The following is a 24,554-nucleotide window of genomic DNA, read 5'->3' as shown; positions in this document are numbered from 1 at the left end:
TCGGAGATGCATCTCCGAAATAAAAGGAATTAATCCTCCAAACCTGCATTACATTGCTTTTATCGCGAGAAAGGGGTACTTTTGCAAGCTCCAACAACAAAAGATAAGGCAATGAGAGTCAATTCCTTAGCTACGCTATTATTTACATCTTGCTTATTAATGGCCTGTACACGTCCCGGACCGAATTATAAACTTGTACAAGCTGACTCCCTCATGCAACAATCTCCCGACAGTGCCTTACGACTTTTACAAGGAATCTATCAGGAAGAGCTAAAATCATTAGAAGACAGGGCATATTATGCACTGCTGGTGACGCAGGTACAAGAAAAGAATTTCATACAACAAACAAACGACTCTCTGATACATTTGGCCGTACAGTATTACGATTCTATTAAAAACACAGCCATGCAGGCAAAAGCATATTATTATTGGGGGTGCATTTGGAGAGACAAAGAAGACTACCCACAAGCGCTAAACAAGTTTTTCAGAGCTATACCTTATGCCAAAAGGATTCCAGACTACGATTTAGCCGGACGCATATATAACAATATAGCCAATTTATATTACATGCAACAGCTGAATAAACAGGCAGACTCAATCTATCAAATAACAGAAAGATTTGCCATCCAACAAAAAGACGTTCATCTCCATGTAGAAGTGCTATCACAACGAGGTATGATTAATATAAAAGAAGGCAATTATAGTGAAGCAGAACAAATACTACTTTATGCATTCGAAATATCACGTCATAGCACTTTAAAAAGCCTGATAACCAAAACTGCCTATTCATTGAGTCTGCTATACGGACGTATGAATATGGGAGAAAAGGCTGTTGAATTTGCGAAATTAAGTATTAGCAACCAAGAAAATCCCAATATACTCCCTAGAACTTATCTTGTACTGGGGGATGCTTATTATAAAACAATGCAATATGATTCTGCACTAATCTTTCTGGATAAAGCCCTACACAGCAAAGACTACTCTACGAAGGCCGGTATTTACATGCGATTGGCCGATATTGCTCAAAAACAGGGAAATCTAAAAAAAGCATTAGAGATGGAGAGAAAATATTCCTCTTATTTGGATAGTGTTCAACAGAAACAACAAAGCAATGCAATTATTACGACAGAAAAAGAGCTATTAATGCAATGCAAACAATCAGAGTATAAAGCAAACTTGGGACAATTCTATTACTATATGATTACAGGAATAGCAACGTTCTTTTTACTATTCCTCATTCTATGGAAAAAACACAAAAAAGAAGTAATCAGCTTCAAGCAAAAAGAAATAGAGTTAACTAAAAGATTAGAAGAACTACTCCTACAGAAAAATGAGCAAATCGATTTCTTGCAAAAAGAAATAGAATTGCATCATTATAATCAAATAGAAAAGCAGACATTAAAGGAAGAATTGCATATCTTAAAAACAGAACGGCAAGCATTACTTAATGAATCTTACGAGCATTCGGAAGTATATGTAAAGATGAAACGTATCATCCAATCATATAAAAAAACAGATAAGTCGAGTGAACACTTCGATGAAGAGGACTGGAGACAATTAATTGCCGAAACCGATATGCGCTGGGATAATATAACCTTGCGTCTGGCTACAAAGTATCCCCTGTCTCAAGACGAAATACATCTCTGCTGCTTATATCTGACAGACATACCGACCAGTCATTTCAGGTATATAATGGAATGCAGCAGAGATGCTATCTATAAAAAAACCAAAAGAATATTGGAACAAAAAATGGATTGTTCTGAAAAATCGACTACACTTCGTAATATTTTAGAGAAACTTCTATAATAAAGAAGAGAAAATCAACCAATAATAAGTCTTTTCACTACTTTTCTACACTTTTTATACACTTTTATTGGAGAAATTCTCTCTAAATTTGCCACCGTCATAACAAATTAAAAGTATATCTTATGAAAAAGTTATTATTTGTATTTTTTGTGTTAGCAGTAGTGTTGGGCAATGCTCCTTTGCAAGCCCAGTTTGTTTCAATGGTCGGTGATGACGAAAGAGAGATTCCTTTGGACCCATCGGGGCCGGTAGAAGGAGGGCCGATAACCCGGAGTATCATCATCCAACCTGCCAATGCCTATATCTGTAATGATGTGGTCAGTGTGGATTTCAACAAGGAAATACCCTCTGTCAGTGTTTCAATTACGGATGTCTCCACAGGAGTAACTGTTCATTCCGAAACCTATTTCAATCCTACGCTTGTCACCATAGACTTAAGCGCAAAAGATCCGGGACAGTATTACCTGGAAATTATATCAGGAGAAGTCCGGTTAAGCGGATACTTCACACTTTAAACAGAACCCAACCTAAACTTTAACTTTTTAAATCAAGACTATGCTGGGAGTTGATAATGCCACCAGTGAAGTAGTCCATCACTTTTTACGGTCGCTGACCGTAAAAGTGAGCAGGACTACTGTATGCCGTTTGCTCAACCATCCGTTGGGCAACACAATGCAAGGTATCAGTGATGCCTTAGACGTACTCCATGTAAAGAACGCAGTTTGCCACCTTCAACCCAACTATCTGGAGAAGTTGCGCCCCCCGTTCATTACTCAATTGGAAACAAGCCATTCCACGTTCTGCCTTGTCGAAAGGATAGAAAAGGACCATCTCATCATCACCACACCCGAAGCCAGCCACATGGCAATGAGCAAAAGCCTCTTCAGGTATCAATGGACGGGAGCTGTCCTGCTGGGTGAAACTACGACGGATACGGTTCATGAGTCCCACTGCCTGCTCAGGAACATGGATTACATATGCAGGCAGCATAAAATCCTGATTGCCGGAATCATCTGCCTGATTCTGGTCTTTTCCTCCGTCTGGAGCAAGCACTATCCGGCAGGATTGCCACTTTATCTTTTCTCACTGACCTGCGGCGTCCTTATTTCTACTGCAACCCTGTATAAGGAAGTGGTAGACAATCACTTCTTGCACCGATTCTGCCACATAGGCAAAGCAGTGAATTGCAATGAGGTGCTCAGTTCCAAAGGTGCGCAAATAGCAGGAATAGGCATTGGAGAATTGTCCTGGATGTACTTCACGACCATGTTCTTCTTCACAGCCGTTTGTCCCGAAGAGTTCCATTGTCTGGCAGCTATTTTTGGTTTCGTGGCAATTGCATTTACGGTATATTCCATCATATACCAGGTATTCTTTATTCACAGGGTCTGCCTTTTCTGCATCCTCACCACTTTCACGGTCTGGATGACTGCCGCAGCACTTTATACGCTAAGGAATAACTTTGAGTGGAGATTTTCAATCCGGATTTTCTTCTCGCTGATTGCGGTGGCTACTATTTGTCTGATATGTTGGATACAAGCCAAAGCTCTTGTTTCGTCTGATAAAGAGAAGCATGTGTTGAAGGCTCAGTTGTCCGGTTTACTCAATCCGGGTACTTTTGGGAAACTACTGTCACTAAAACCCAAAGTCAGAGGAATGATTCATCCGGATATAGCGTTGCACAATTCTGTCAGCAATGTCCAAAAACGCCTGATGATAGTTATCAACCCCAATTGTAAAGCATGTGCCAAGGTACACCACCATATCCGTGAAATTCCTGCTGATATAGCCATATCCTTAGTCATAGCCACTAACGACCGTCTGGGCGTACATGTAGCGCAAACCATCCTGTCCGCCTATCTTTCCGAGGGTTGGGACAGGGCCACTTACTTGCTGGAAGAATGGTATGAAACCCAGGAGATACCGGGAATAGAAAGGTATGACATTACCGAACTTGCCAAACTGCTTTGGAGGCAGCAGCAAGAGTATTGCCAACGGAATAACATCGGCCATACGCCGGCAGTCATCATCAACGGGCACTATATGCCAAGTGTTTATCAGTTGACGGAGCTGAAGTATGTATTAGCGTAGGTATCACCCTATAATTACTCTCTGAATTGCCAATTTCCTGCCACCGCATTGGCAAAGGCTTGCCACAGGCTTGGCAAAGTCTTGCCACTGCGATGGCAAAAGTTTGCCAAGGCGGTGGCAAAATGTTGGCAAAGGTACAGCGATAATTCTTTAATGTCCTAATCGATCCCGACGGAAAGATAACACACAAAGACTTGCCACGTCCAAGCAATTAATAAACGAGGTAATGCAATAATTCATTTAAATATAAAAGGCAAAACGATATTAGTAATATTTCCCCAAAAAAGGATACTTTTGTAGACAACTAACTTCATTATAGTCAAAATGAAACATGCACTCTATATAATAATATGGCTTCTCTTGCTCACATCATGTGCCCAACAACACGATTCTTATGTCTTATTAGCGCAAGCCGATTCAGTAATGGAAGAATATCCGGACAGTGCCTTACACATACTGGAAAGTATAGAACCGCAACAACTGGGCACGCAGGCGGACCAAGCTTACTATGCTTTATTGCTGACACAAGCAAGGGATAAAAACTATATCGTGCAAACTAATGATTCACTGATACGGATCGCTGTGCAATATTACGACTCTATTGGGGATATACCAATGCAGGCTAAAGCTCATTACCATTGGGGAGGTGTGCTAAGAGATCAGAATAACTATTTTCATGCATTACACCTATACATAAATGCTGCCAATTATGCCAAGCGCAACGAAAAGTCAAAGCTATTATCATTGATATATAACAATATCGGCAACATTTACTTTCAAGAAAACCATTATAACAAGGCCGATTCTATGTATCAATTGCTACAACAGCAAGCAACCTTGCAAAAAGATACAATCAACCTGGTTGAAGCTTTATCCAAACGCGGAAGTATAAATATAGAAAAAGGAAAAGCATATTACCAGCACGCTGAATCATTACTATTACAAGCCTCAGAACTTACAAAACACTTTCCCAACAATATGTTGAAAGCCAATATTGCATCTTCCTTAAGTGCTTTGTATAGTAGAATGCAGAAAGGTAAAGAGGCTATAGAATACGCCAAAGAAAACTTTACCCTCTTAACTGACACTACATTATATACCAAAGGATACCTCTTGTTAGGAGACGCCTACTATAAAGCACAGCTATATGATTCTGCCCAGTTCTATTTCAATAAAGCCTTGCATACCCAAGAATACGTCACCAAAGCCAATGCTTATATGCGCCTTGCCGATATTGCAAAAAAATCAAATAAATTAGAAGAATCACTCGAACTGGAGAGGCTTTACTCTGCCTATCAAGATAGTGCACACAATCAAAATCTCTATATATTGTCGACAAGCACGTTTTATTCTCCTACCCCACCCCAATATAGGCCTGATATCCCCGTAAAAAGATGGATATTATATATCAGTATATGCATACTTATAGTAGGGAGCTATCTATTTATAAGACAATATAAATACAAGAAAGTATCATCTGAAAAAGATAGTATAAGAACAATGGAAATAGATATAGAAAAAGTAAAAGGTCAATTACAGGAAACTGCTTTTTATAAGAAAGCACAAAGCATACTGAATCATCAAAATGACATTAATGCTAAGTCAACAGAAAAACCGGAATTAACAAACGATGACCAGAAGTCATTAATAAAGGAGATTAATTGTTTGATTCCCGAATACACTTCACACCTGAGAAAGAACTTTCCATTACTGACTGATAAAGACATTTTCTTTTGTTGCATCCACTTGTCAGGCTTTTCCATACAGGAACTTGGAGTCATTTTGAGCAGAACCCCCAATAGCATATATAAAAGACGGGGTAGCATTCTTGAAAAGAAAATGCAACTTGACAAAAATGATAATTTCATCAAAGCTATCACTTCTATCTGAAAAAGAGACTTCACATTACACAGAAACTACATCTGAGAAAGCAAAACTACACAAAAACTACACACCTTCAGAGTTGTTTTAATAAATAACAATCTCTTAATTTGCACACATAACATAATCAAAAAAATAATTTTATGAAAACACTTTTGATCATATTAATCACTGCATTTATTAGTGTTTACTCCATTCAAGCACAGGATAATGGAAGTATGGTGGAATATAACAATACAGAAAGAGAAATTCCACTAAAGAATCTACAACCAAACAAGCCTATAAGTAGAAGTATTATCCTGCAAGTTGCACATGCTTACTTATATAATGAAGTAATATCCGTATCATTTGAAGAAGTGATGTCAACAGTTACTATCAAAATTATTAGAGAATCTACAGGCGAAACTGTTTATTCACAAGAATATATGAATCCAACGGTGATCTCTGTAGACTTGAACTTACAAGATTCTGGAACATACTATATAGAAATAGTCTCGGATGAAGTCTGCTTAGAAGGTGAATTCATTCTCTAAAATAGTACTAACAGAACAACTATGACAGGATTTAACAATAGTATTAATACGATATTTGTGCACTAAATATAAGCGGAGTCGAAAAGCTTTAATAGAGTAGAATTTACTAAAATCTAAGAATTATGAACTTTAATGATTTGAAAAACAATGCTCTTACCAAGAACCAGATGAGAGCAATTAAAGGTGGATGGGGAACGTGTGGATTCAAGACTAGTACTGGGAAAATTGAGTGTGGAGTATACAAAAGTGAGGCACTCATGATGACAATTAATGGCACACAAGGAAGCTGGTGCTGCGACAGTTGTGCAACAAGCAGCTATTGCGGAAAATAGTTCCTGCATGAACAACCATGAATAAGGAGATAAATTTCTCTATTCATTTATCTGAGTAAGACTCAAAAGATGCAATTGTATGAAATTTACAAATTTAATTTCTTTACTTATTTTTTCTTTACTTGTCTCTTGTCAACAACAAGAGACAAGTAAAGAAAAAATAAGTAAAGAAATTGTTTTATGTTTTGATCATTATAATCCTAAGCACTATAAAACTCCCGCAGGTGCTTTTCATATAGAAATCCCCAAGGTTTCTTATATAGATAGTATGAACATTTTAATCAAACATGTACCTCAAGAAGGCTTTGACACCATATCAATTAATTGTCCCGAAGCATTCAGAGAAGTTGCATTCAGCTATCGAAATTTTGAATACATCTATTATCCATTAATGCAAGGAGATACAATCACTATATCCATGGATAGCTTAGACTACCCCCTTTTATATAGTAAGCACCACAAGAAACGTGACAGAATCTATAATATGAATCATCAACTTCGTAAAGGACATACACATTTAGGGCTAGAGGCCAAAACATGTTTAGGAGATACTTGGGTAATAATTGCCCAAAATATTGACTACATTCGTAAGCATAAAATGAATCGTTTCTTAAAAGATTACTGTCCGTTAGATTCCCTACATGCTATGTTTGAAAATTACAAAATTGCATACATAGATACAGTCAACCTTTTTAAACAACAACAACTTATTTCGGACGAAATATATGACCGCTATAATTACTTGCTACGATTGAAAGGATACGAAGCACAACGGATGCTGAATAAAGATTCTACATACTACCGGAAAATGGAACAAGAGATTTCGGACAAATATGCTTGTTATCCGTCTTACCATGAGTTTTTGGATTATTATTTATGGTTCTTTAATTATCACATTAAGAGAACTATAGAATCGCAGGGGTCACACTACGATTGGCGACAGACTTTTGCTGAATTATCCACAAAAGCCTTTCAGCCCAAATCTATGCAAATTTTACTTCAACGGTGTATTAATGAAATAGGAGAGAACTTCTCTGCGGAAGATTTAAACATCTATCTCAACAAATATGTAAAAATCACAGGGGACTCTATCCTTTACAGTAAGATCGTTGAACAATATAATCTATCAGCAGATGCCAGTCAACTTTTACTAAAAGACATCCAAGGCAATAGAGTCAATTTTCAGGAACTATTGGAGAAACACAAAGGAAAAGTTATCTATATAGACTTTTGGGCAAGCTGGTGCGTACCTTGCCGAAAAGAAATGGAGCCTGCAAGCGAGTTAAGGAAACAATACGAGGGAAAAGATGTCGTATTCGTATATCTGGCATACAATGATACGGAAAACAGTTGGGAAAAAGCAGTCCGGGAAGAAAAACTATCAACAATAGAAACTAGCTATTTTATCCTGAATTCTAAAAATAGTAAAATGCTGGAGAATATAGATTTAAGACTAATTCCTCGCTATATCATAATTGATAAAAACGGAAAGTTGGTAGAAATGAATGCCCCCAGACCAAGCGACAAACGGATAAAAACAACCTTGAATAAATATTTGTAATATGAATGCACATCGTAAGATTATAAAAGATAATGCAAGGAGTTTATTGAAAATTATTGCAAAACAATATAACTGTGACTATTCTGCTACATTATTCCAAATATTAAAAGAGCACCCAGATACACCTAGTTTCCTTTCTCTTCAATATATTCTACAACGAATAGGAAAAGAGAGTTTTGCTATGCATGCAACTTATGAAGAATTACAAAGTCTGCCACGCCCATTCATTGCACATATTACTACGAATGTTGATTTATTCCTTTTTATCACGAATATAACTCCTGACAATGTTCAGATGGTAGATGTAGAAGGGAATATCGAAACTATAGACAGGACAGATTTCGATCATATGTGGGATGGCAATATTCTTTTAATAGACGAGAAACAAGGCGACATTAAAATTTCATTTAAAGAAAAATTCAACACCTTTATTAATCAAATAAGATTCCCTTTTTTAATTCTCTGCATAATTTTGTCGTTCATCTATATACTTATCTTAAAACAAGAACAAAGCATTCTATTTTATCTATATCTAATAGGTATTTTAGGAGGAATATCTGCATCGACACTTCTCTTCATAGAACAAATAGACAAAAACAATATCCATATAAAAAAATTATGTTCTGCTAAGGGGAATAAAAGCAAAATAGATTGTTCATCTATCTTAGATTTTAAAGATGCATACTTTCTCGGTCTTATATCTTGGAGCGATGTAGGATTTGTGTATTTTGCATTTCTTCTGATAGTAACATTACTTTTTCCATTTAGTATTTCCCAAATAGTCGTCAATCTATTCTCGATTCTTTGCATCGGATATGTATGCTACTCTCTCTACTATCAAAAATGCATTGCCAAAAAATGGTGTACCCTTTGTCTATCCGTACAAATAGTTTTTATTTACCTATTTGCATTAAGTATATGTACACTAAACATTAAAGATATATATAAAGTAATTCAGCCAAATAATATACTTGGATTAATGATAACAGCCTTAACCATACTTTCAACATATATGATAATAAAGCAACTCATTAGTACCCGTACAAAACATCTTTCCTTACAAAGAAAATTCAATGAACTTATTTATGATGACCACATCTCTCAGTATCTTTTTTCAAAAGAAGTACAAATTACAAGCCTAAACAAAGTTCAAAAGTTAAGTATTGGAGCCCCCAATGCAAAAACGCATCTCACACTAATTTTCAGTCCTATCTGCCCCTCATGCATAAAGGAATTACAAATACTACTTCCTATTCTGCATAGGAAAAGGGATATTCAATTAGAATTAGTATTCTTATTGGACCGAGAAAAGCATCCAGAGTCTCAAACTATCACAAAGCTATTAATACAAGAGTATAACAATGCTCCCGACAAGTTTTCAATACAATTAGAAGATTATGCTGCTAAATACCCAGTAAGTAAGAATAAAATGCTAAAAAAGACAAAAATATTACAAGGAGAATTTGACATTGAAAAATTAATTAACACACAAGAGAAATGGTGCTTAGATCATAATATCTATACTACTCCAACTATTTTTATTAATGGGAACAAACTACCCAACTACTTCAATATTAAAGATATTGACTACCTATATTGAGATTTAACGATGAAGCACTTCCCCCACTACACCCAACATGACACCATGGACTGCGGTCCTACCTGCCTCCGCACGGTAGCCGCTTTCTATGGCAAACGTTATTCGTTGGAAGGGTTGAGGGAAAAATCATTCATCACCCGTGAAGGGGTATCCATGCTTGGCATCAGCGAAGCAGCAGAAAAGATAGGATTTCGCAGCATTTGCGTACAAGTAGGTTATGAAAAGCTACAGGAAGCCCCTTTGCCCTGCATCATACATTGGAACCAGCAACACTTTGTCGTAGTATATAAGCTTAACGACAAGCATGTTTGGGTGGCCGACCCCGGTGCAGGAAAGCTAAAATACACCAAAGAAGAATTTTGTAATTGCTGGCTGAGTTCCCGAAAGAATGAAGAAGACACAGGAGTAGCATTATTGCTGGAACCCACACCGGAATTCTACACGATAGAGGACGAGGGAGACGAAGTGAATCGCAAAGGCTTTAGCTTCCTCTACTCCTATCTCCGCCCGTACCGGGGGTTGGTGGGGCAACTACTTTTAGGTCTGCTACTGGGCAGCATGATACAACTCATGCTACCCTTCCTTACACAATCGGTAGTAGACTTCGGCATCAACAACCAGAATCTCGGTTTTATCTATCTGGTGCTGATTGCCCAGTTGATGCTGTCTTTCAGCAGCAGTGCCGTAGATTTCATACGGGGCTGGATATTGCTACATCTGGGCACACGCATCAACATCGCCCTCATATCAGACTTCCTTATCAAACTGATGAAGATGCCCATCAGCTACTTCGACAACAAAATGACAGGAGACATTCTGCAACGTATCAACGACCACAAGCGCATACAGGATTTCCTGACGGGAAGTAGCCTCAGCGTTATTTTTTCCGTATTCAATATTATCATCTTCGGTATTGTACTGCTGGTGTACAGTGGCATGATATTCCTTATCTTCATGGGAGGAAGCGTCCTGTACGTTGCATACGTCTGGCTATTCATGAAGAAGCGTGCCGAACTGGATCACAAGCGTTTCGCCCAGCAAAGTGCTAATCAAAGTACGGTAGTGCAATTAGTGAATGGCATGCAGGAAATTAAACTCAGTGCCTGCGAACAACAGAAACGCTGGGAATGGGAGCGAATACAAGCGAAGCTATTCAAAGTAAACATCAAAAGCCTTGCCTTGCGACAGTATCAGGATTCGGGAGCGGTGCTGATAAACCAAAGTAAGAACCTACTGATAACCGCACTTGTGGCAAGTCTGGTGGTGAAAGGAGAAATGACACTGGGTATGATGCTCTCCGTGCAATACATCATCGGACAGTTGAACAGCCCGGTAAACGAGCTCATCGCTTTTGCCCGCGATATGCAGGATGCACGCCTCAGCATGAACCGCCTCAGCGAAGTGCGCGACAAGCCGGATGAAGAAGACCCCACACGCGAATTACTGCGGGAAATACCGGAAGGAAAAGAAATAAGACTCCAAAACCTTAACTTCAAATATGATCCGCTAAGTGAATACCCTACGTTGGACAATGTAAGTCTGGTGATTCCACCGGGCAAGCAAACAGCCATCGTGGGTATGAGCGGAAGCGGAAAGACAACACTCGTTAAACTACTGTTAGGATTCTACCCGCCCGCAAGCGGTGATATCTTCATCGGGGATACTCCACTGGGAAGTTATAGTATTCGCGAATGGCGCAAGCGGTGCGGTGTAGTAATGCAGGATGGTTTTATATTCTCCGACAGCATAGCCGGAAATATCGCTCCCGGTGTGGAACGCATTGACAAGAAGAAATTACACCATGCCGCCGAAGTGGCAAACATACACGATTTCATAAAAGAACTACCTTTAGGATACAACACCAAAATAGGACAAGAAGGGCACGGATTAAGTCAGGGACAGAAGCAGCGCATACTCATTGCCCGCGCCGTGTATAAAGATCCGGAATTCATCTTCTTCGACGAAGCAACCAACGCACTGGATGCCAACAACGAACGCACCATCATGAACAACCTGCAAACCTTCTTCAAAGGAAGGACATCCGTCGTTGTAGCCCACCGTCTAAGTACCGTGAGAAATGCAGAGCAAATCATCGTAATAGAACAGGGAAAAATAGCAGAAACCGGAACGCATGAAACGCTGATTGCCCTGGAAGGAAGATATTATCAATTGGTGAAAAATCAATTGGAGCTTTGAGAAGTGGAGAGTGGAGAGTTAAAAGTTGAGAGCTATGAAGAAGCAAGAAGAAAAAGACATAGAATTAAGGTGTGAGGAGGTGCAGGAGATACTGACACGACCGCCGCATGCACTAATCAGATGGGGAATAACAGTTTTCTTCGGAGTATTGGCACTACTTTTCATCGGTGGTTGTTTCTTCAAATATCCGGATATCATAAGCGCTGAAATCACTATCACAACCGAACATCCACCTGTATGGATCGTATCAAAAGGAAGCGGAAAGGTGCAGGAAGTATACTGTAAAGACCGGGATACGGTGCAAGCAGGAGACATCATAGCTGTGCTGGAGAACCCTGCTGTCACCACTGACGTCCTTAATATAAAAGAGAGACTCACCACTTTTATTCTGACTGACAGTTGCATTTGTCAAGCCATCTTTCCTGAGAAGCCGGAACTCGGGACCATACAGAATACGTATGCTTCATTCATCAAAAGTCTGACGGATTACCGTAATTTCCTTTCAATAGACCTCTACACGCAAAAAGAACAGGCAGCTTGCAAAGAACTGCAAGAATATCAAAAGTATATCCTGCACCTGAACAAACAAGCTGAACTGGATAAAGAGCAGGTGCAAATAGCATCTGCTACCCACGGACGTGAAAAGATATTATTCGACAAAGGACTGATATCGAAAGCAGATTACGAAGAGGCACAACAGACCTATCTAAATCGCAGACAAGGACAGGAACAATTAATGACCTCGCTCTCATCTGCCAGAATACAGGAAGCACAACTACGACAGAATATTGTTGAAATCCACATGGAACGCAGTCGTGAAGCCAATACACTAAATGCCTCCTTAAAAGCAGCTCTCAATGATTTGAAAGTAAGCATCAGCGATTGGGAATTGGAGTGTCTTTTCATCAGCCCTGCTGGAGGTATACTGTCCTACAACAATATATGGCAAAAGAACCAGAATGTCAATGCAGGAGACAAAGTATTCTCTATTGTGACGTCCGCACCGGGAGATATTATCGGGAAAATAAAACTACCGGTCAGCGGTTCGGGTAAGGTTACTTCCGGTCAGAGAGTAAATATTAGCGTCACAGGATATCCGTACATGGAATTCGGTTTCCTCACCGGAGAAGTGTTGTCTGTTTCGCTATTGGCGAATGAAGAAAACGTATATACCGTTACCGTCAGCCTGCCACAAAACCTATGCACTTCCTACGGCAGGCAATTGGACTTCAATGGAGAACTTTCGGGCACGGCAGAGGTCATGACAGACGAACGGAGCGTAACCGCACGTTTGCTCAGTCCGCTCCGTTATCTGTGGGAGAAATATCTCTGAAAAAGACCTTCAGCGTACGGTTTTCTTGCTTTATCACGAATTCTTTGCAGAAAACATCTGCCAAACAAGATATTTCTGTAACTTTAGCCTCGAATTACGAATCATGAATAGAGAACTGAAGATATTATCCTTATTGGCTCAATTTAAAGAGTTAGGTATAGACAAACAGATAGATTATGACAAATTCTATCTCTACTCTATTATTACTCATTCCACAGCCATTGAAGGGTCTACAGTTACAGAAGTTGAGAACCAACTACTATTTGATGAAGGTATCAGTGCTAAAGGCCGTTCTATGGCAGAGCAGTTGATGAACTTAGATTTAAAGGCGGCATACGAACAATCCATTGTTTTCGCTAAAAATCATAGTGATATTTCCATCAATATGTTAAAGCAGCTATCTTCCATAGTCCTAAAAAATACAGGAACAACCTATCAAACTGCCTTAGGAGAATTTTCATCAGCAAATGGTGATTTACGCCTGCTAAATGTTACGGCAGGAACAGGAGGACGCTCGTATATGAATTATTCGAAAGTCCCTATCAGATTAGCAGAACTTTGCGAAAGCATAAATCAAAGGCGGAAAGCTCTAATCAAAGAGGATATTATTGAGTGCTACAAACTGAGTTTTGATGCCCACTTCCAACTGGTAACGATTCATCCCTGGGCTGACGGCAACGGCAGAATGTCTCGCTTATTAATGAATCAGCTACAATTAGAGTTTGGCATCATACCAACTAATATAAACAAGAATCACAAAGCCGAATATATAGAATCCCTTATTGCTACGCGCGAGAATGATGATATTGAGTTATTCCGAAACTTTATGTTTGATGAGCATATTCGCAATTTGGAACAAATGATTCACAATTATCAATCCTCAATAGACGACGACATCAAAGTGGACAAAGATGTCCGTGTAAATGTCCATCAAAATGTCCGTGTAAAACCGACAAGTCGGGAAAACCGAATCATAGAGTTAATGGCAGAAAATGAAAACATAACTGTCCATCAACTTGCAAACGCTCTTAATGTAAACGAAAGGACTATCCGCAGAGATATTACAAATCTTAAAGAACGCGGCGTTCTAACCCGAATAGGTGCAGATAAAAACGGTATCTGGAAAATAACTGGCAGGCAAAATTGATTTTAGACAATAGCAATACGAATTGAGTCTGCAAGAAAGATCAGGAAAAGAAATACAATGATTCTATCCTGATCTTTCATGCTTATTTCATTTCAACCAAGTCGCCCGTTTCCACAAGTACTCCAACGGCCCATGAGCATGCCGCTTCATCCACCAGCAGCAGAAAGCAAACTGGACGAAGAAAAGAAGCACACCTACCAGGAAGCTGGCGGTAATACCCAACTGAGAGTGCATAGCAAGCCCCCAATTATAGAAAATCAGCGAGCCGATGATGCTTTGGGTGATATAGTTGGTGAGACTCATCTTACCATAAGGAGTAATCTTCATCAACCACCCGTGCAAGTTCGTCCGGTAGAAGGCAAGGATGACACCTGACACCAGTATCAGCATAAATGAAAACTTAGAAAGTGAAGTGACGATAAGGGAGAGAGGGGCAAGAATGGATTTATTAGTAATAAAATCCGGAAGCATATTACCCAATCCGTACAAAGGAAAGAAAGCGATAAGGGCACCACAAAGCACCTTATTCCACACTTTCAGGTTTTCTTTCAGGAAAAGTCCCCGACGTCCAATCAACAGACCGAACAAGAAGAGAGCAGCAGTCTGGAATACACGTCCGTGATCCCATGCCCAAGCAAGGCTGGCAATCTGTCCCTCCCACAAATTCACACGCACAGTTTCGAGAAATGTACCGTGGCTTTGGACTTGGAAAGCAGCTCCCCAGAAACTCCCCGTAGGAATAGAAGGTGTCACAAAAGAGGAATCTATGCAAGCACGTATCACATAATAAAGTGGCAACGGCTGTATCAGCAACACACAAGCCAGGACAAATAACCATTTATCCTTCAACCGGCAGGTGAGCGGCAGAATAAAACCTACCAAAGAGTAGAGCACCAGTACTTCGGCCGTAAAGAATGCAGCATTTATATTACCAAAAATGAATAACAACACTAATCGCCAGCAGAAACGCAAACGGAAATCCTTACCACGCATGCGTTGGTTATTGTCCTGAATGAAGAAGCTGAAACCGAACAGCAAAGCAAAAACAGCATAAGCTTTCCCTCCGAACATAAAGAAAAGTCCGTCCCATATCGCCTTATCTGAAAAGTTGAGCCAGGCGCTCTGGGTAGATGTATCAGGAAATGAATAGAAATTGAAATGCTCGATAGAATGTAATACAATGATGCCCATAACGGCCAATCCGCGCAGCACGTCGGCTACATCAATACGCGTGTGTTCTCCTAATTTTTGTACCATATTATTATAAATTCATTAGCAATCAGCCTTTGTTAATGTTAAAATCGCAAATATAGAATTTATAATCCACTTTTGCCCCCAAATTCCCAATTTCTTCCAGAATTGCCCGCCATCTTTGCAGTATAATCAGTAATAATCTGACAAAATAATAACATTAATAACACTAAAAGAACAAATAGCTATGAAATTGAAAATGTATTTTGCCCTGTTGGCTATGGGCATGATAGGCTTGCAAAGTTGCAGTAACGACAATGATGATGACCTCCCAAGTTCCAAAGTTCCCGAGGTTGTACGCAATACATTCGACAGCAACTTCTCCAACACTTCCAATCTAAGTTGGGAAACCAAAACCGTTTCGAAAGGACAATACTACAAAGCGGAGTTCAACAACAAGAGCGACAACGGTTATAAAACAGAAGCCTGGTACACCGCAGACGGCACCTGGTACATGACAGAAACGGAAATGCCGTACAATGCTATTCCGCAAGCCGTGAAAACTTCTTTCGAGAGCAGCGAATATGCTTCCTGGAAAAGAGATAATGAAGTAGACCGCATTGAGCGTGCTGCCGTGAAAGAAATCATTTATATCATTGAAGTGGAGTCTCCACAGGATGTAGATATGGATTTGCATTATTCGGCAGACGGCATCCTCATCAAAGCCGTAAATGATGATGGTGACGGCGATAATGAATCACTGCTGCCGGACACGCCATCGGAAATGATGACTGCCGCAACAGAATTTATACAAGAGAACTACCCCAATGCCCGCATCATCGAAATTGAAGCAGAGCACGGAGTGATTGAAATTGATATTATACATGACAACCGCAGCAAAGAAGTATTGCTCAGCACAACGTATGAATGGATTTCAACATCATGGGATGTATATACACTTCCGGCAAAGGTGACAGAAGCCATCAATGCTTCACAATACAGCGGTTACGTAGTGGACGATGCCGAATATTTTGAAACTCCTGCCGGAAATTATTATCTGGTGGAACTGGAACAAGGAAAGAATGAGGTGAAAGTTAAAATCACGGAAGACGGACAAATTATCTGAGGACAAGTGCTATATCACAAGTAAATGATAATTTAGCGCATAGCGCTAAATTATCATTTATGAAATAACTTCTTAACAATTTCTATTTTATCTCAAAGCCTCCACCTCTTCCGGCGTCAACGGTATCTTCTTGCCTAAGCGGCGGGCACCGGTTTCAGTGATAAGATAATCCTCCTCGTTGCGGATACCGCCAAAGTCGCGATATTCTTCCACTTTATCGTAGTTGATGAAGTCCATGAATTTCTTTTCCCCTTTCCACATATCAATCAGTTCGGGGATGAAATAAATACCCGGCTCAACGGTATGTACAAAGCCCGGTTCCAAAGGAATGGCAAGACGTTGCGATTTGCGTCCAAACTGCGTACTCTTAGGCTGGCCGTCATATCCTACCCAGACTTCGCCCAGATTCTCCATATCGTGAACATCCAACCCCATCATGTGTCCCAAGCCATGAGGATAGAACAACGCATGAGCACCTTCGTGAACAGCATCATCCGCATTCCCCTTCATCAGTCCCAGTCCTTTCAGACCTTCCACCATGACGCGGGCGGACAAGTCATAAACCTCCATATAAGGAATACCCGGACGGAGTGCCTTCACAGATTCCAGATGCATGGCATTCTGAATTTCATAAACAGCACGCTGCTTCGAAGTAAACGTCTTATCAGCAGGCACGGTAGACGACATATCGCCGCAATAGCCCGACGGGAGTTCGGCTCCGGCATCAATCAGAAACAAGTCGCCCGGTTTAATCTTATTGCCATGATAATGATTATGCAAAGTCTGACCGTTAATTGTAGCAATCGTCGGGAAAGAGAGTTCGCAATTATTCATTTCTGCAACGCGGTTCATCTCTGCCACTACCTCATATTCGTACATACCCGGACGAATTACCTCCATAGCTTTGATGTGCATATCAGCAGTGACGTCGCACGCCTTTTCTATCTCTACGATTTCTTCGGCAGATTTATAGTTACGCTGAGCCACCACCGCACGGATAAACGGCACTGAGCCCTCCTGACGTGCAGGCGGAATACCCAGCCAATCCATCAATTTCAATTTATGTTCAGGACGATAAGGAGGTAGATAATGCACCGTCTGCCCTTTCCGCACAGCCTTGTGCAGATAACTGACAATCTCAGCCGAAGGTTGTGTCTCTCTGATGCCTACCCGTTCGCTTTTTTCTTTCAGAGTAGGTTGCGTGCCCATCCACACGATATGATCAATAGTCAATTCATCTCCAAAGATGATTTCTTTATCCTCGTCTACATCAATTATAGCGGAAAGTCCAGCAAAGGACAAGCCAAAATAGTAAAGGAAAGTGGAATCTTGACGATAGCGGAAAGCATTATCCTCGTAATTTAATCCCTGTTCATCATTTCCCAGGAACAACAATACTCCGGAGCCGATATTTCTTTTCAGCAGGGCTCTGCGCTGCACATAAGTTTCTTTATCAAACATAACGTTGCTATTTTTTAAGTTGATATTCGCAAAGATAATGCAAACCGAAAGCAGTACAAAATAAGCTTGCTCATTTTTAATGCTGAGGTGCAGGTTATCTTCACTTTTAGCAAAGATAGTGCAAATTGAGCGCATAGCTTTCATGCTTACATGAAAAAGTTATGCCGAAATGCAGCTTATCCCCGAACTATTCACTATTTTTGTGGCGAGTATAAAGAAAAGAATTTAGTATGGCACAAGGTTCCAGACAAGTACAAACTCAGGCGCAACAGCAGGTACAGACACTATCGCCTCAACAAATTCTGGTAGTCAAACTACTGGAGTTGCCTGCCGTAGAGTTGGAAGACCGTATACATGCGGAACTTCTGGAAAATCCTGCCCTGGAAGAAGGGAAAGAGGATACGGCAAGCGATGACTTTTCTGACAGTCCGGACGCAGATAGTTCTGCCGAAGACAATGGAGCCAATGAGTACGACTCATTGAGCGACTATCTGAGCGAGGACGACATCCCCGACTATAAATTGCAGGAAAACAACCGCAGCAAAGGCGAACAAGCAGAAGAGATTCCTTTCTCCGATGCCATATCCTTCTACGAAACCCTGAAAGAGCAGTTGGGCGAGCGCAACCTGACCGACCACCAGCGCGAACTGGCAGAATATCTGATCGGCTCACTGGACGACGACGGTTTGCTGCGTAAATCACTGGACAGCATCTGCGACGAACTTGCCATTTACGCCGGCGTCGAATGTACCCCGGAAGAACTGGATGAAGCATTGAAAGTCATTCAGGATTTTGATCCTCCCGGACTGGGTGCCCGCAACCTGCAAGAGTGTTTGCTCATCCAGATTCGCCGTAAGATAGAGCAACAACACTTCACCCCAAACCCTTTGCTTTATATAGAAGAAGCCATCATCTCCGAATGCTACGAGGAATTCACCCGCAAGCACTGGGACAAGATACAGCAGAAGCTCGGTCTGGAAGAAGACGCCTTCGAACAAGCCATCAAGGAAATCTGCAAACTGAATCCACGTCCAGGCGCATCCTTGGGTGAAGCCATTGGACGGAACATGCAACAAATCATTCCTGACTTCATAGTAGACACTTACGATGACGGCACCATCGGCCTGACGTTAAACAACCGCAACGTACCGGAACTGCGTATGAGCCGCGACTTCACCGAAATGGTGGAGGAGCACACCAAAAACAAGGCAAACCAGTCGAAAGAATCCAAAGAAGCCATGATGTTTTTGAAACAGAAAATGGATGCAGCACAAGGCTTCATTGATGCCGTGAAACAACGCCAAAATACGCTGATGACTACCATGCAAGCCATCATCGACCTGCAACGCCCTTTCTTCCTCGAAGGAGACGAATCGCTGCTCCGCCCTATGATATTGAAGGATGTTGCAGAACGTACCGGACTGGATATTTCGACTATTTCCCGCGTCAGTAACAGTAAATATGTGCAGACCAACTACGGCATCTATTCATTAAAGTTCTTCTTCAACGACGGTTATGTCACCGAAGACGGCGAAGAAATGTCTGTACGCGAAATCCGGAAGATTCTGAAGGAATGCATTGACAACGAAGATAAAAAGAAGCCCTATACGGATGATGAACTAACAGAAATTCTAAAAGAGAAAGGTTATCCGATAGCCCGTCGTACCGTGGCTAAATACAGGCAACAGTTAAATATACCTGTGGCCAGACTGAGGAAGTAATGGGGGAATGAAAGAGTTAAATAATGAAAGAATGAAAACTATGTGGCCCCCTTTCATCCTTTCATTATTAATTATTAATTTGAGAATTCAATGGAAGAACAACATATCGTAGCAGACAGAACCTTAATCAGGACAGCCCGCGTGATTTCGGCCATATTTACGCCGTTTTCCATCCCTTTTCTGGCATTCCTGATTTTATTCCTGTTCTCATATTTGCGCATCATGCCTATTCAGTATAAGCTGATCGTGCTGGGAGTAGTGTACTGCTTCACCATCCTCATGCCGACACTCACCATCTTCCTGTTCCGTAAAATCAACGGTTTTAGTCCCGAAGATCTGGGCGAACGAAAGCGTCGCTTCATGCCGTTCCTACTCACCATAACCTCATACGTATTCTGTCTGGTGATGATGCATCGACTCAATATCCCCTGGTACATGACGGGAATTATCCTTGCCGCCCTCATCATGATGATTATCTGCATCATCCTCAATCTGAAATGGAAGTTAAGCGAACACATGGCAGGTGTGGGAGCCATTGTAGGCGGACTAGTATCTTTCAGCGCCTTGTTCGGATACAACCCCATCTGGTGGCTGTGTCTGTTCATCCTCATTGCAGGTGTTTTGGGCACAGCACGCATCATTTTGCAACATCATACATTAGGAGAAGTACTGGTAGGTTTTGCCGTCGGATTGATTTGTTCCTTATTGGTGCTTCATCCGCTGAGCAATATCCTGTTCCGTATTTTCCTCTTTTGATATAACAGTATTAACCTTTAAAAATAATGATCATGAATTTCCCGGAAAATGTAAAGTACACCAAAGAACACGAGTGGATACGCCTTGAAGGCGATGTAGCTTATGTAGGAATCACCGATTACGCTCAGTCACAACTGGGTGACATCGTATTCGTAGATATCCAGGCAGAAGGCGAAACGCTGGCTGCCGATGAGGTATTCGGAACCATTGAAGTAGTGAAAACCATTTCAGACCTTTTCCTGCCCGTAGGCGGAGAGATTCTGGAACAGAATGAAGCCCTTGCCGACCAACCGGAACTGGTAAACAAAGACCCGTACGGCGAAGGTTGGCTCATCAAGATGAAACCGGCCGCTGACGCTGACTTCGACTCCCTGCTGGATGCTGCCGCCTATAAAGCATTGATTAACGATTAACTATTAGTGATTAGTGATTAGTCGGCTGCGCAATATCAGCTTACTAATCACTAATCACTAACCACTAATAACTAAATAATTATGTCTCCATTAGTAAGCATCATCATGGGCAGCACCTCCGACCTTCCTGTTATGGAAAAGGCGGCTCAACTGCTAAATGATTTACATGTACCGTTCGAAATGAACGCTCTCTCTGCCCACCGCACGCCGGAAGCAGTAGAAGATTTTGCCAAGAATGCCCGCGGACGCGGTGTGAAAGTGATTATTGCAGCAGCCGGCATGGCCGCCGCGCTGCCCGGAGTCATCGCAGCCAACACGACACTGCCCGTTATCGGAGTTCCCGTTAAAGGTTCTGTTCTGGATGGCGTAGATGCACTCTATTCTATCATTCAGATGCCACCCGGAATCCCCGTAGCCACAGTTGCCATCAATGGCACCATGAACGCCGCCATTCTTGCCGTACAGATGCTGGCTTTGAGCGACGAAAACCTTGCCGAAACCTTCGCAGCCTACAAAGAAGGACTGAAAAAGAAAATCGTAAAGGCGAACGAGGAGCTGAAAGGGGTGAAGTACGAATTTAAAACGAACTAAATAAGGAGTGATAAGTGGTTAGTGATTAGTGATAAGCAGGCTGTACTATAGTAGTTTTATATATCACCAATCGTTAATCACTAATCACTAACCACTAATCACTAAATATCGTGGATTTATTCAACTATTCCCGTCGGGAAACATCAGAAGTAAACATTGGAGCCACCCCTATGGGCGGCTCCAATCCTATACGCATACAGAGTATGACGAACACTGCCACACAGGATACCGAAGCCTGCGCGGCACAAGCTAAACAGATTGTAGATGCAGGAGGCGAATACGTGCGCCTCACGGCACAAGGCATCAAGGAAGCGGAAAATCTGATGAACATCAACGCCGCACTGCGCCAGGACGGATATATGGTTCCGTTAGTAGCCGACATCCACTTCAACCCGAAGGTGGCCGACGTAGCGGCACAGTATGTGGAGAAGGTACGCATCAATCCGGGCAATTATGTGGACGCCGCCCGCACCTTCAAGCATCTGGAATATACGGACGAGGAGTACGCACAGGAGTTGCAAAAGATACGCGACCGCTTCGTCCCCTTCCTCAATATCTGCAAGGAGAACTACACAGCCATCCGCATCGGCGTGAACCACGGCTCACTGTCCGACCGCATTATGTCCCGCTATGGCGATACACCGGAAGGTATGGTGGAGTCATGCATGGAATTCCTGCGCATCTGTGTGGAAGAGAACTTCACAGACGTCGTGATTTCCATCAAGGCCTCTAATACGGTGGTGATGGTGAAGACCGTACGCCTGCTGGCTGCCGTGATGGAGAAAGAGGGAATGCACTTCCCCCTGCACCTTGGCGTAACGGAAGCCGGAGACGGTGAAGACGGACGCATCAAGTCCGCCCTGGGCATCGGTGCCTTACTATCCGATGGTCTGGGTGACACCATCCGTGTGTCTTTGAGCGAAGCACCCGAGGCAGAGATACCTGTTGCCCGCAAACTGGTAGACTACATCATGCAGCATCAGAACCATCCCTACATTCCCGGAGTGGAAGCGGAAGACTTCAACTACCTCTCCCCCTCCCGGCGCGAAACGGCAGCCGTGCGCAACATTGGCGGAGAACATCTGCCGGTAGTGATTGCCGAGCGCATGGACGGAAAGTTTGAAACGAACCCGCAATTCACTCCCGATTATATCTATGCAGGCCGTGCACTGCCGGAAGTACGCGAGCAGGGAGTAGAATATATCCTCGATGCCGACGTATGGCAAGGAGAAGTCGGAACGTATCCTGCTTTCAACTACGAGCAACTCCCCCTCATGGGTAGTTGCCAGGCAGATTTGAAGTTTCTTTTCATGCCCTACATGGCACAGACAGAGGAGGTGATTGCCTGCCTGAAACATCATCCCGAAGTAGTGATTGTGTCACAAAGCAACCACCCCAACCGGCTCGGCGAACACCGCGCCCTGGTTCATCAATTGATGAAAGAGGGATTGAAAAACCCGGTTGTTTTCTTCCAGCACTACATGGAAAATGAGGCGGAAGACTTACAGATAAAATCTGCCGCTGACATGGGAGCGCTTATCTTCGATGGTTTGTGCGACGGTATCTTCCTGTTCAATCAGGGAAGCCTCAGCCATGCCGTGGTAGACGCCACCGCCTTCGGCATCCTGCAAGCCGGACGCGTGCGTACCAGCAAGACGGAGTTCATCTCCTGTCCCGGTTGCGGCCGCACCCTGTTCGATTTACAAAGCACCATAGCCCGCGTGAAAGCGGCAACCTCGCATCTGAAAGGCTTGAAGATAGGTATCATGGGATGCATAGTGAACGGCCCGGGCGAAATGGCGGATGCCGACTATGGTTACGTGGGTGCCGGACGCGGGAAAGTCAGCCTGTATAAGAAGAAAGAATGCATCGAAAAGAACATTCCCGAAGAAGAAGCGGTGGAAAAGCTGATCGAGCTGATTAAAGCGAATGGGGATTATACAGAGAATAATCTATAAAATAAGAAAATACTTAGAGTACCACAGGAAATGAAAAGGGCACTCTCCTAAAAGAGTGCCCACAAAATAAGAGAGTTTCATCAATTTCATTTTTTCTTCTGACTGAATATCCACTCCATAAATCCGGGATAATTGAATGCAGGATTCCAACTGCCATGATTGCAACCGGGGAATTCGATGTATTCTACGTCAGCACCTGCTGCTTTCAAGGCTTTATATGCCGCACGCGAACCTTCCGGAGTAACCACATTGTCGGCATCGCCGTGGAAGATACGGAATTTCACCTGTTTGGCAGCTTTCAATCGGGCAGGGTTCACCGTTCCGCAGACAGGAACTGCGGCTGCGAATATCTCAGGATAACGGATAGCCATATCAAACGTACCCATGCCGCCCATGGAGAGCCCTATTATATAAATGCGGTTCTTATCAACCTGCGGCATTGCCAAGTACGTATCCAGCAAATCTTTCACTGTCTGAAATACAGGAGTGAGGGGATTATCCAATGGCATCTCACCCGGCATGAATGAAGCAGGACGTTCCATATACGCCCAATAACCTGCCACAGGACATTGCGGCACAAGCACGAATGCAGGATACTTCTCTCTGTTTACCGGATTGAGGAACATCTGTCCTCCATGCGTCAACTGTCTTTCATTGTCGTTGCCACGCTCTCCGGCACCGTGCAGGAAAAGCACTAAAGGGTATTTTTCTCCGGCTTTCGCCGTTTCGGGAAGAAGCAGGCGATAGGGCAACGTATCACCGCGGGAAGAAATAAAGGTTTCTTTCTGATAAGTCTCCTGTGCCGAAAGGGACAACAAAGAGAACAGCACGCAAACTACACTGATTATTCGTTTCAT

General features: G+C 42.2%; 19 protein-coding genes. 16 read left to right on the top strand and 3 right to left on the bottom strand.

The genetic code is table 11. The features are described from left to right. Positions 1-111: 111 nt before the first annotated feature. From HMPREF9447_RS25290 to HMPREF9447_RS25240, 10 genes are all read left to right on the top strand, one after another. Complete coding sequence (locus HMPREF9447_RS25290) at positions 112-1,806, top strand: tetratricopeptide repeat protein (protein ID WP_009132507.1); 1,695 nt, start codon at positions 112-114, stop codon at positions 1,804-1,806. A 122-nt stretch (positions 1,807-1,928) separates the two neighbouring features. Beyond that, positions 1,929-2,321, top strand: a complete 393-nt coding sequence (locus HMPREF9447_RS25285) for a DUF3244 domain-containing protein (RefSeq protein ID WP_009132506.1) — start codon at positions 1,929-1,931, stop codon at positions 2,319-2,321. Positions 2,322-2,361: 40 nt separating this feature from the next. After that, complete coding sequence (locus tag HMPREF9447_RS25280; protein ID WP_009132505.1) at positions 2,362-3,897, top strand: vitamin K epoxide reductase family protein; 1,536 nt, start codon at positions 2,362-2,364, stop codon at positions 3,895-3,897. Positions 3,898-4,446: 549 nt separating this feature from the next. Next, a complete protein-coding gene (locus HMPREF9447_RS25275) occupies positions 4,447-5,787 on the top strand; it encodes a tetratricopeptide repeat protein (RefSeq protein WP_244267670.1) in 1,341 nt (446 codons plus the stop codon). 134 nt (positions 5,788-5,921) lie between these two features. Beyond that, positions 5,922-6,311, top strand: a complete 390-nt coding sequence (locus HMPREF9447_RS25270; protein ID WP_009132503.1) for a DUF3244 domain-containing protein — start codon at positions 5,922-5,924, stop codon at positions 6,309-6,311. A 411-nt stretch (positions 6,312-6,722) separates the two neighbouring features. Continuing rightward, a complete protein-coding gene (locus HMPREF9447_RS25260; RefSeq protein WP_009132501.1) occupies positions 6,723-8,204 on the top strand; it encodes a TlpA family protein disulfide reductase in 1,482 nt (493 codons plus the stop codon). Between the two features lies 1 nt (position 8,205). Continuing rightward, the gene (locus tag HMPREF9447_RS25255; RefSeq protein ID WP_009132500.1) at positions 8,206-9,804 is read left to right on the top strand and encodes a cysteine peptidase family C39 domain-containing protein; all 1,599 of its coding nucleotides are present in this window, start codon (positions 8,206-8,208) and stop codon (positions 9,802-9,804) included. A 9-nt stretch (positions 9,805-9,813) separates the two neighbouring features. Continuing rightward, positions 9,814-12,000, top strand: a complete 2,187-nt coding sequence (locus HMPREF9447_RS25250) for a peptidase domain-containing ABC transporter (protein WP_009132499.1) — start codon at positions 9,814-9,816, stop codon at positions 11,998-12,000. Between the two features lie 34 nt (positions 12,001-12,034). Continuing rightward, positions 12,035-13,333, top strand: coding sequence for an HlyD family secretion protein (locus tag HMPREF9447_RS25245; RefSeq protein WP_009132498.1), 1,299 nt, complete (start codon positions 12,035-12,037; stop codon positions 13,331-13,333). 103 nt (positions 13,334-13,436) lie between these two features. After that, the gene (locus HMPREF9447_RS25240) at positions 13,437-14,480 is read left to right on the top strand and encodes a Fic family protein (protein WP_009132497.1); all 1,044 of its coding nucleotides are present in this window, start codon (positions 13,437-13,439) and stop codon (positions 14,478-14,480) included. A gap of 87 nt (positions 14,481-14,567) precedes the next feature. Here the strand turns inward: HMPREF9447_RS25240 and HMPREF9447_RS25235 are convergent, their stop codons facing one another. Beyond that, positions 14,568-15,737, bottom strand: a complete 1,170-nt coding sequence (locus HMPREF9447_RS25235; protein WP_009132496.1) for a DUF418 domain-containing protein — start codon at positions 15,735-15,737, stop codon at positions 14,568-14,570. A 181-nt stretch (positions 15,738-15,918) separates the two neighbouring features. Here HMPREF9447_RS25235 and HMPREF9447_RS25230 point away from each other — a divergent pair, with 181 nt between their 5' ends. Then, positions 15,919-16,797: a PepSY-like domain-containing protein gene (locus HMPREF9447_RS25230; RefSeq protein WP_009132495.1), complete on the top strand. Its 879-nt coding sequence runs from the start codon at positions 15,919-15,921 to the stop codon at positions 16,795-16,797. An 87-nt stretch (positions 16,798-16,884) separates the two neighbouring features. Here the strand turns inward: HMPREF9447_RS25230 and HMPREF9447_RS25225 are convergent, their stop codons facing one another. Next, positions 16,885-18,258, bottom strand: coding sequence for an aminopeptidase P family protein (locus tag HMPREF9447_RS25225; RefSeq protein ID WP_044138734.1), 1,374 nt, complete (start codon positions 18,256-18,258; stop codon positions 16,885-16,887). A 230-nt stretch (positions 18,259-18,488) separates the two neighbouring features. Here HMPREF9447_RS25225 and rpoN point away from each other — a divergent pair, with 230 nt between their 5' ends. From rpoN to HMPREF9447_RS25200, 5 genes are all read left to right on the top strand, one after another. Further along, entirely contained in the window at positions 18,489-19,979 is a 1,491-nt protein-coding gene (gene rpoN / locus HMPREF9447_RS25220) for an RNA polymerase factor sigma-54 (RefSeq protein WP_009132493.1), read from the top strand. A gap of 90 nt (positions 19,980-20,069) precedes the next feature. After that, a complete protein-coding gene (locus tag HMPREF9447_RS25215; protein WP_009132492.1) occupies positions 20,070-20,735 on the top strand; it encodes a phosphatase PAP2 family protein in 666 nt (221 codons plus the stop codon). Positions 20,736-20,767: 32 nt separating this feature from the next. After that, the gene (gcvH, locus tag HMPREF9447_RS25210; RefSeq protein ID WP_009132491.1) at positions 20,768-21,148 is read left to right on the top strand and encodes a glycine cleavage system protein GcvH; all 381 of its coding nucleotides are present in this window, start codon (positions 20,768-20,770) and stop codon (positions 21,146-21,148) included. A gap of 81 nt (positions 21,149-21,229) precedes the next feature. After that, positions 21,230-21,739 carry a 5-(carboxyamino)imidazole ribonucleotide mutase gene (purE, locus tag HMPREF9447_RS25205; RefSeq protein WP_009132490.1) on the top strand — a complete coding sequence of 170 codons (510 nt, stop codon included), beginning with the start codon at positions 21,230-21,232 and terminating at the stop codon, positions 21,737-21,739. A 110-nt stretch (positions 21,740-21,849) separates the two neighbouring features. Continuing rightward, positions 21,850-23,697, top strand: a complete 1,848-nt coding sequence (locus tag HMPREF9447_RS25200) for a 4-hydroxy-3-methylbut-2-en-1-yl diphosphate synthase (RefSeq protein WP_009132489.1) — start codon at positions 21,850-21,852, stop codon at positions 23,695-23,697. Positions 23,698-23,783: 86 nt separating this feature from the next. Here HMPREF9447_RS25200 and HMPREF9447_RS25195 read toward each other — a convergent pair whose 3' ends face one another. Next, positions 23,784-24,554, bottom strand: coding sequence for a carboxylesterase family protein (locus HMPREF9447_RS25195; RefSeq protein ID WP_009132488.1), 771 nt, complete (start codon positions 24,552-24,554; stop codon positions 23,784-23,786).

Origin of the sequence: Bacteroides oleiciplenus YIT 12058, from assembly GCF_000315485.1 — a bacterium.
GTDB classification, from domain to species: domain Bacteria; phylum Bacteroidota; class Bacteroidia; order Bacteroidales; family Bacteroidaceae; genus Bacteroides; species Bacteroides oleiciplenus.
The sequence above is the reverse complement of the archived record's forward strand: the minus strand, read 5'-3'. Positions and strand labels throughout refer to the sequence as shown.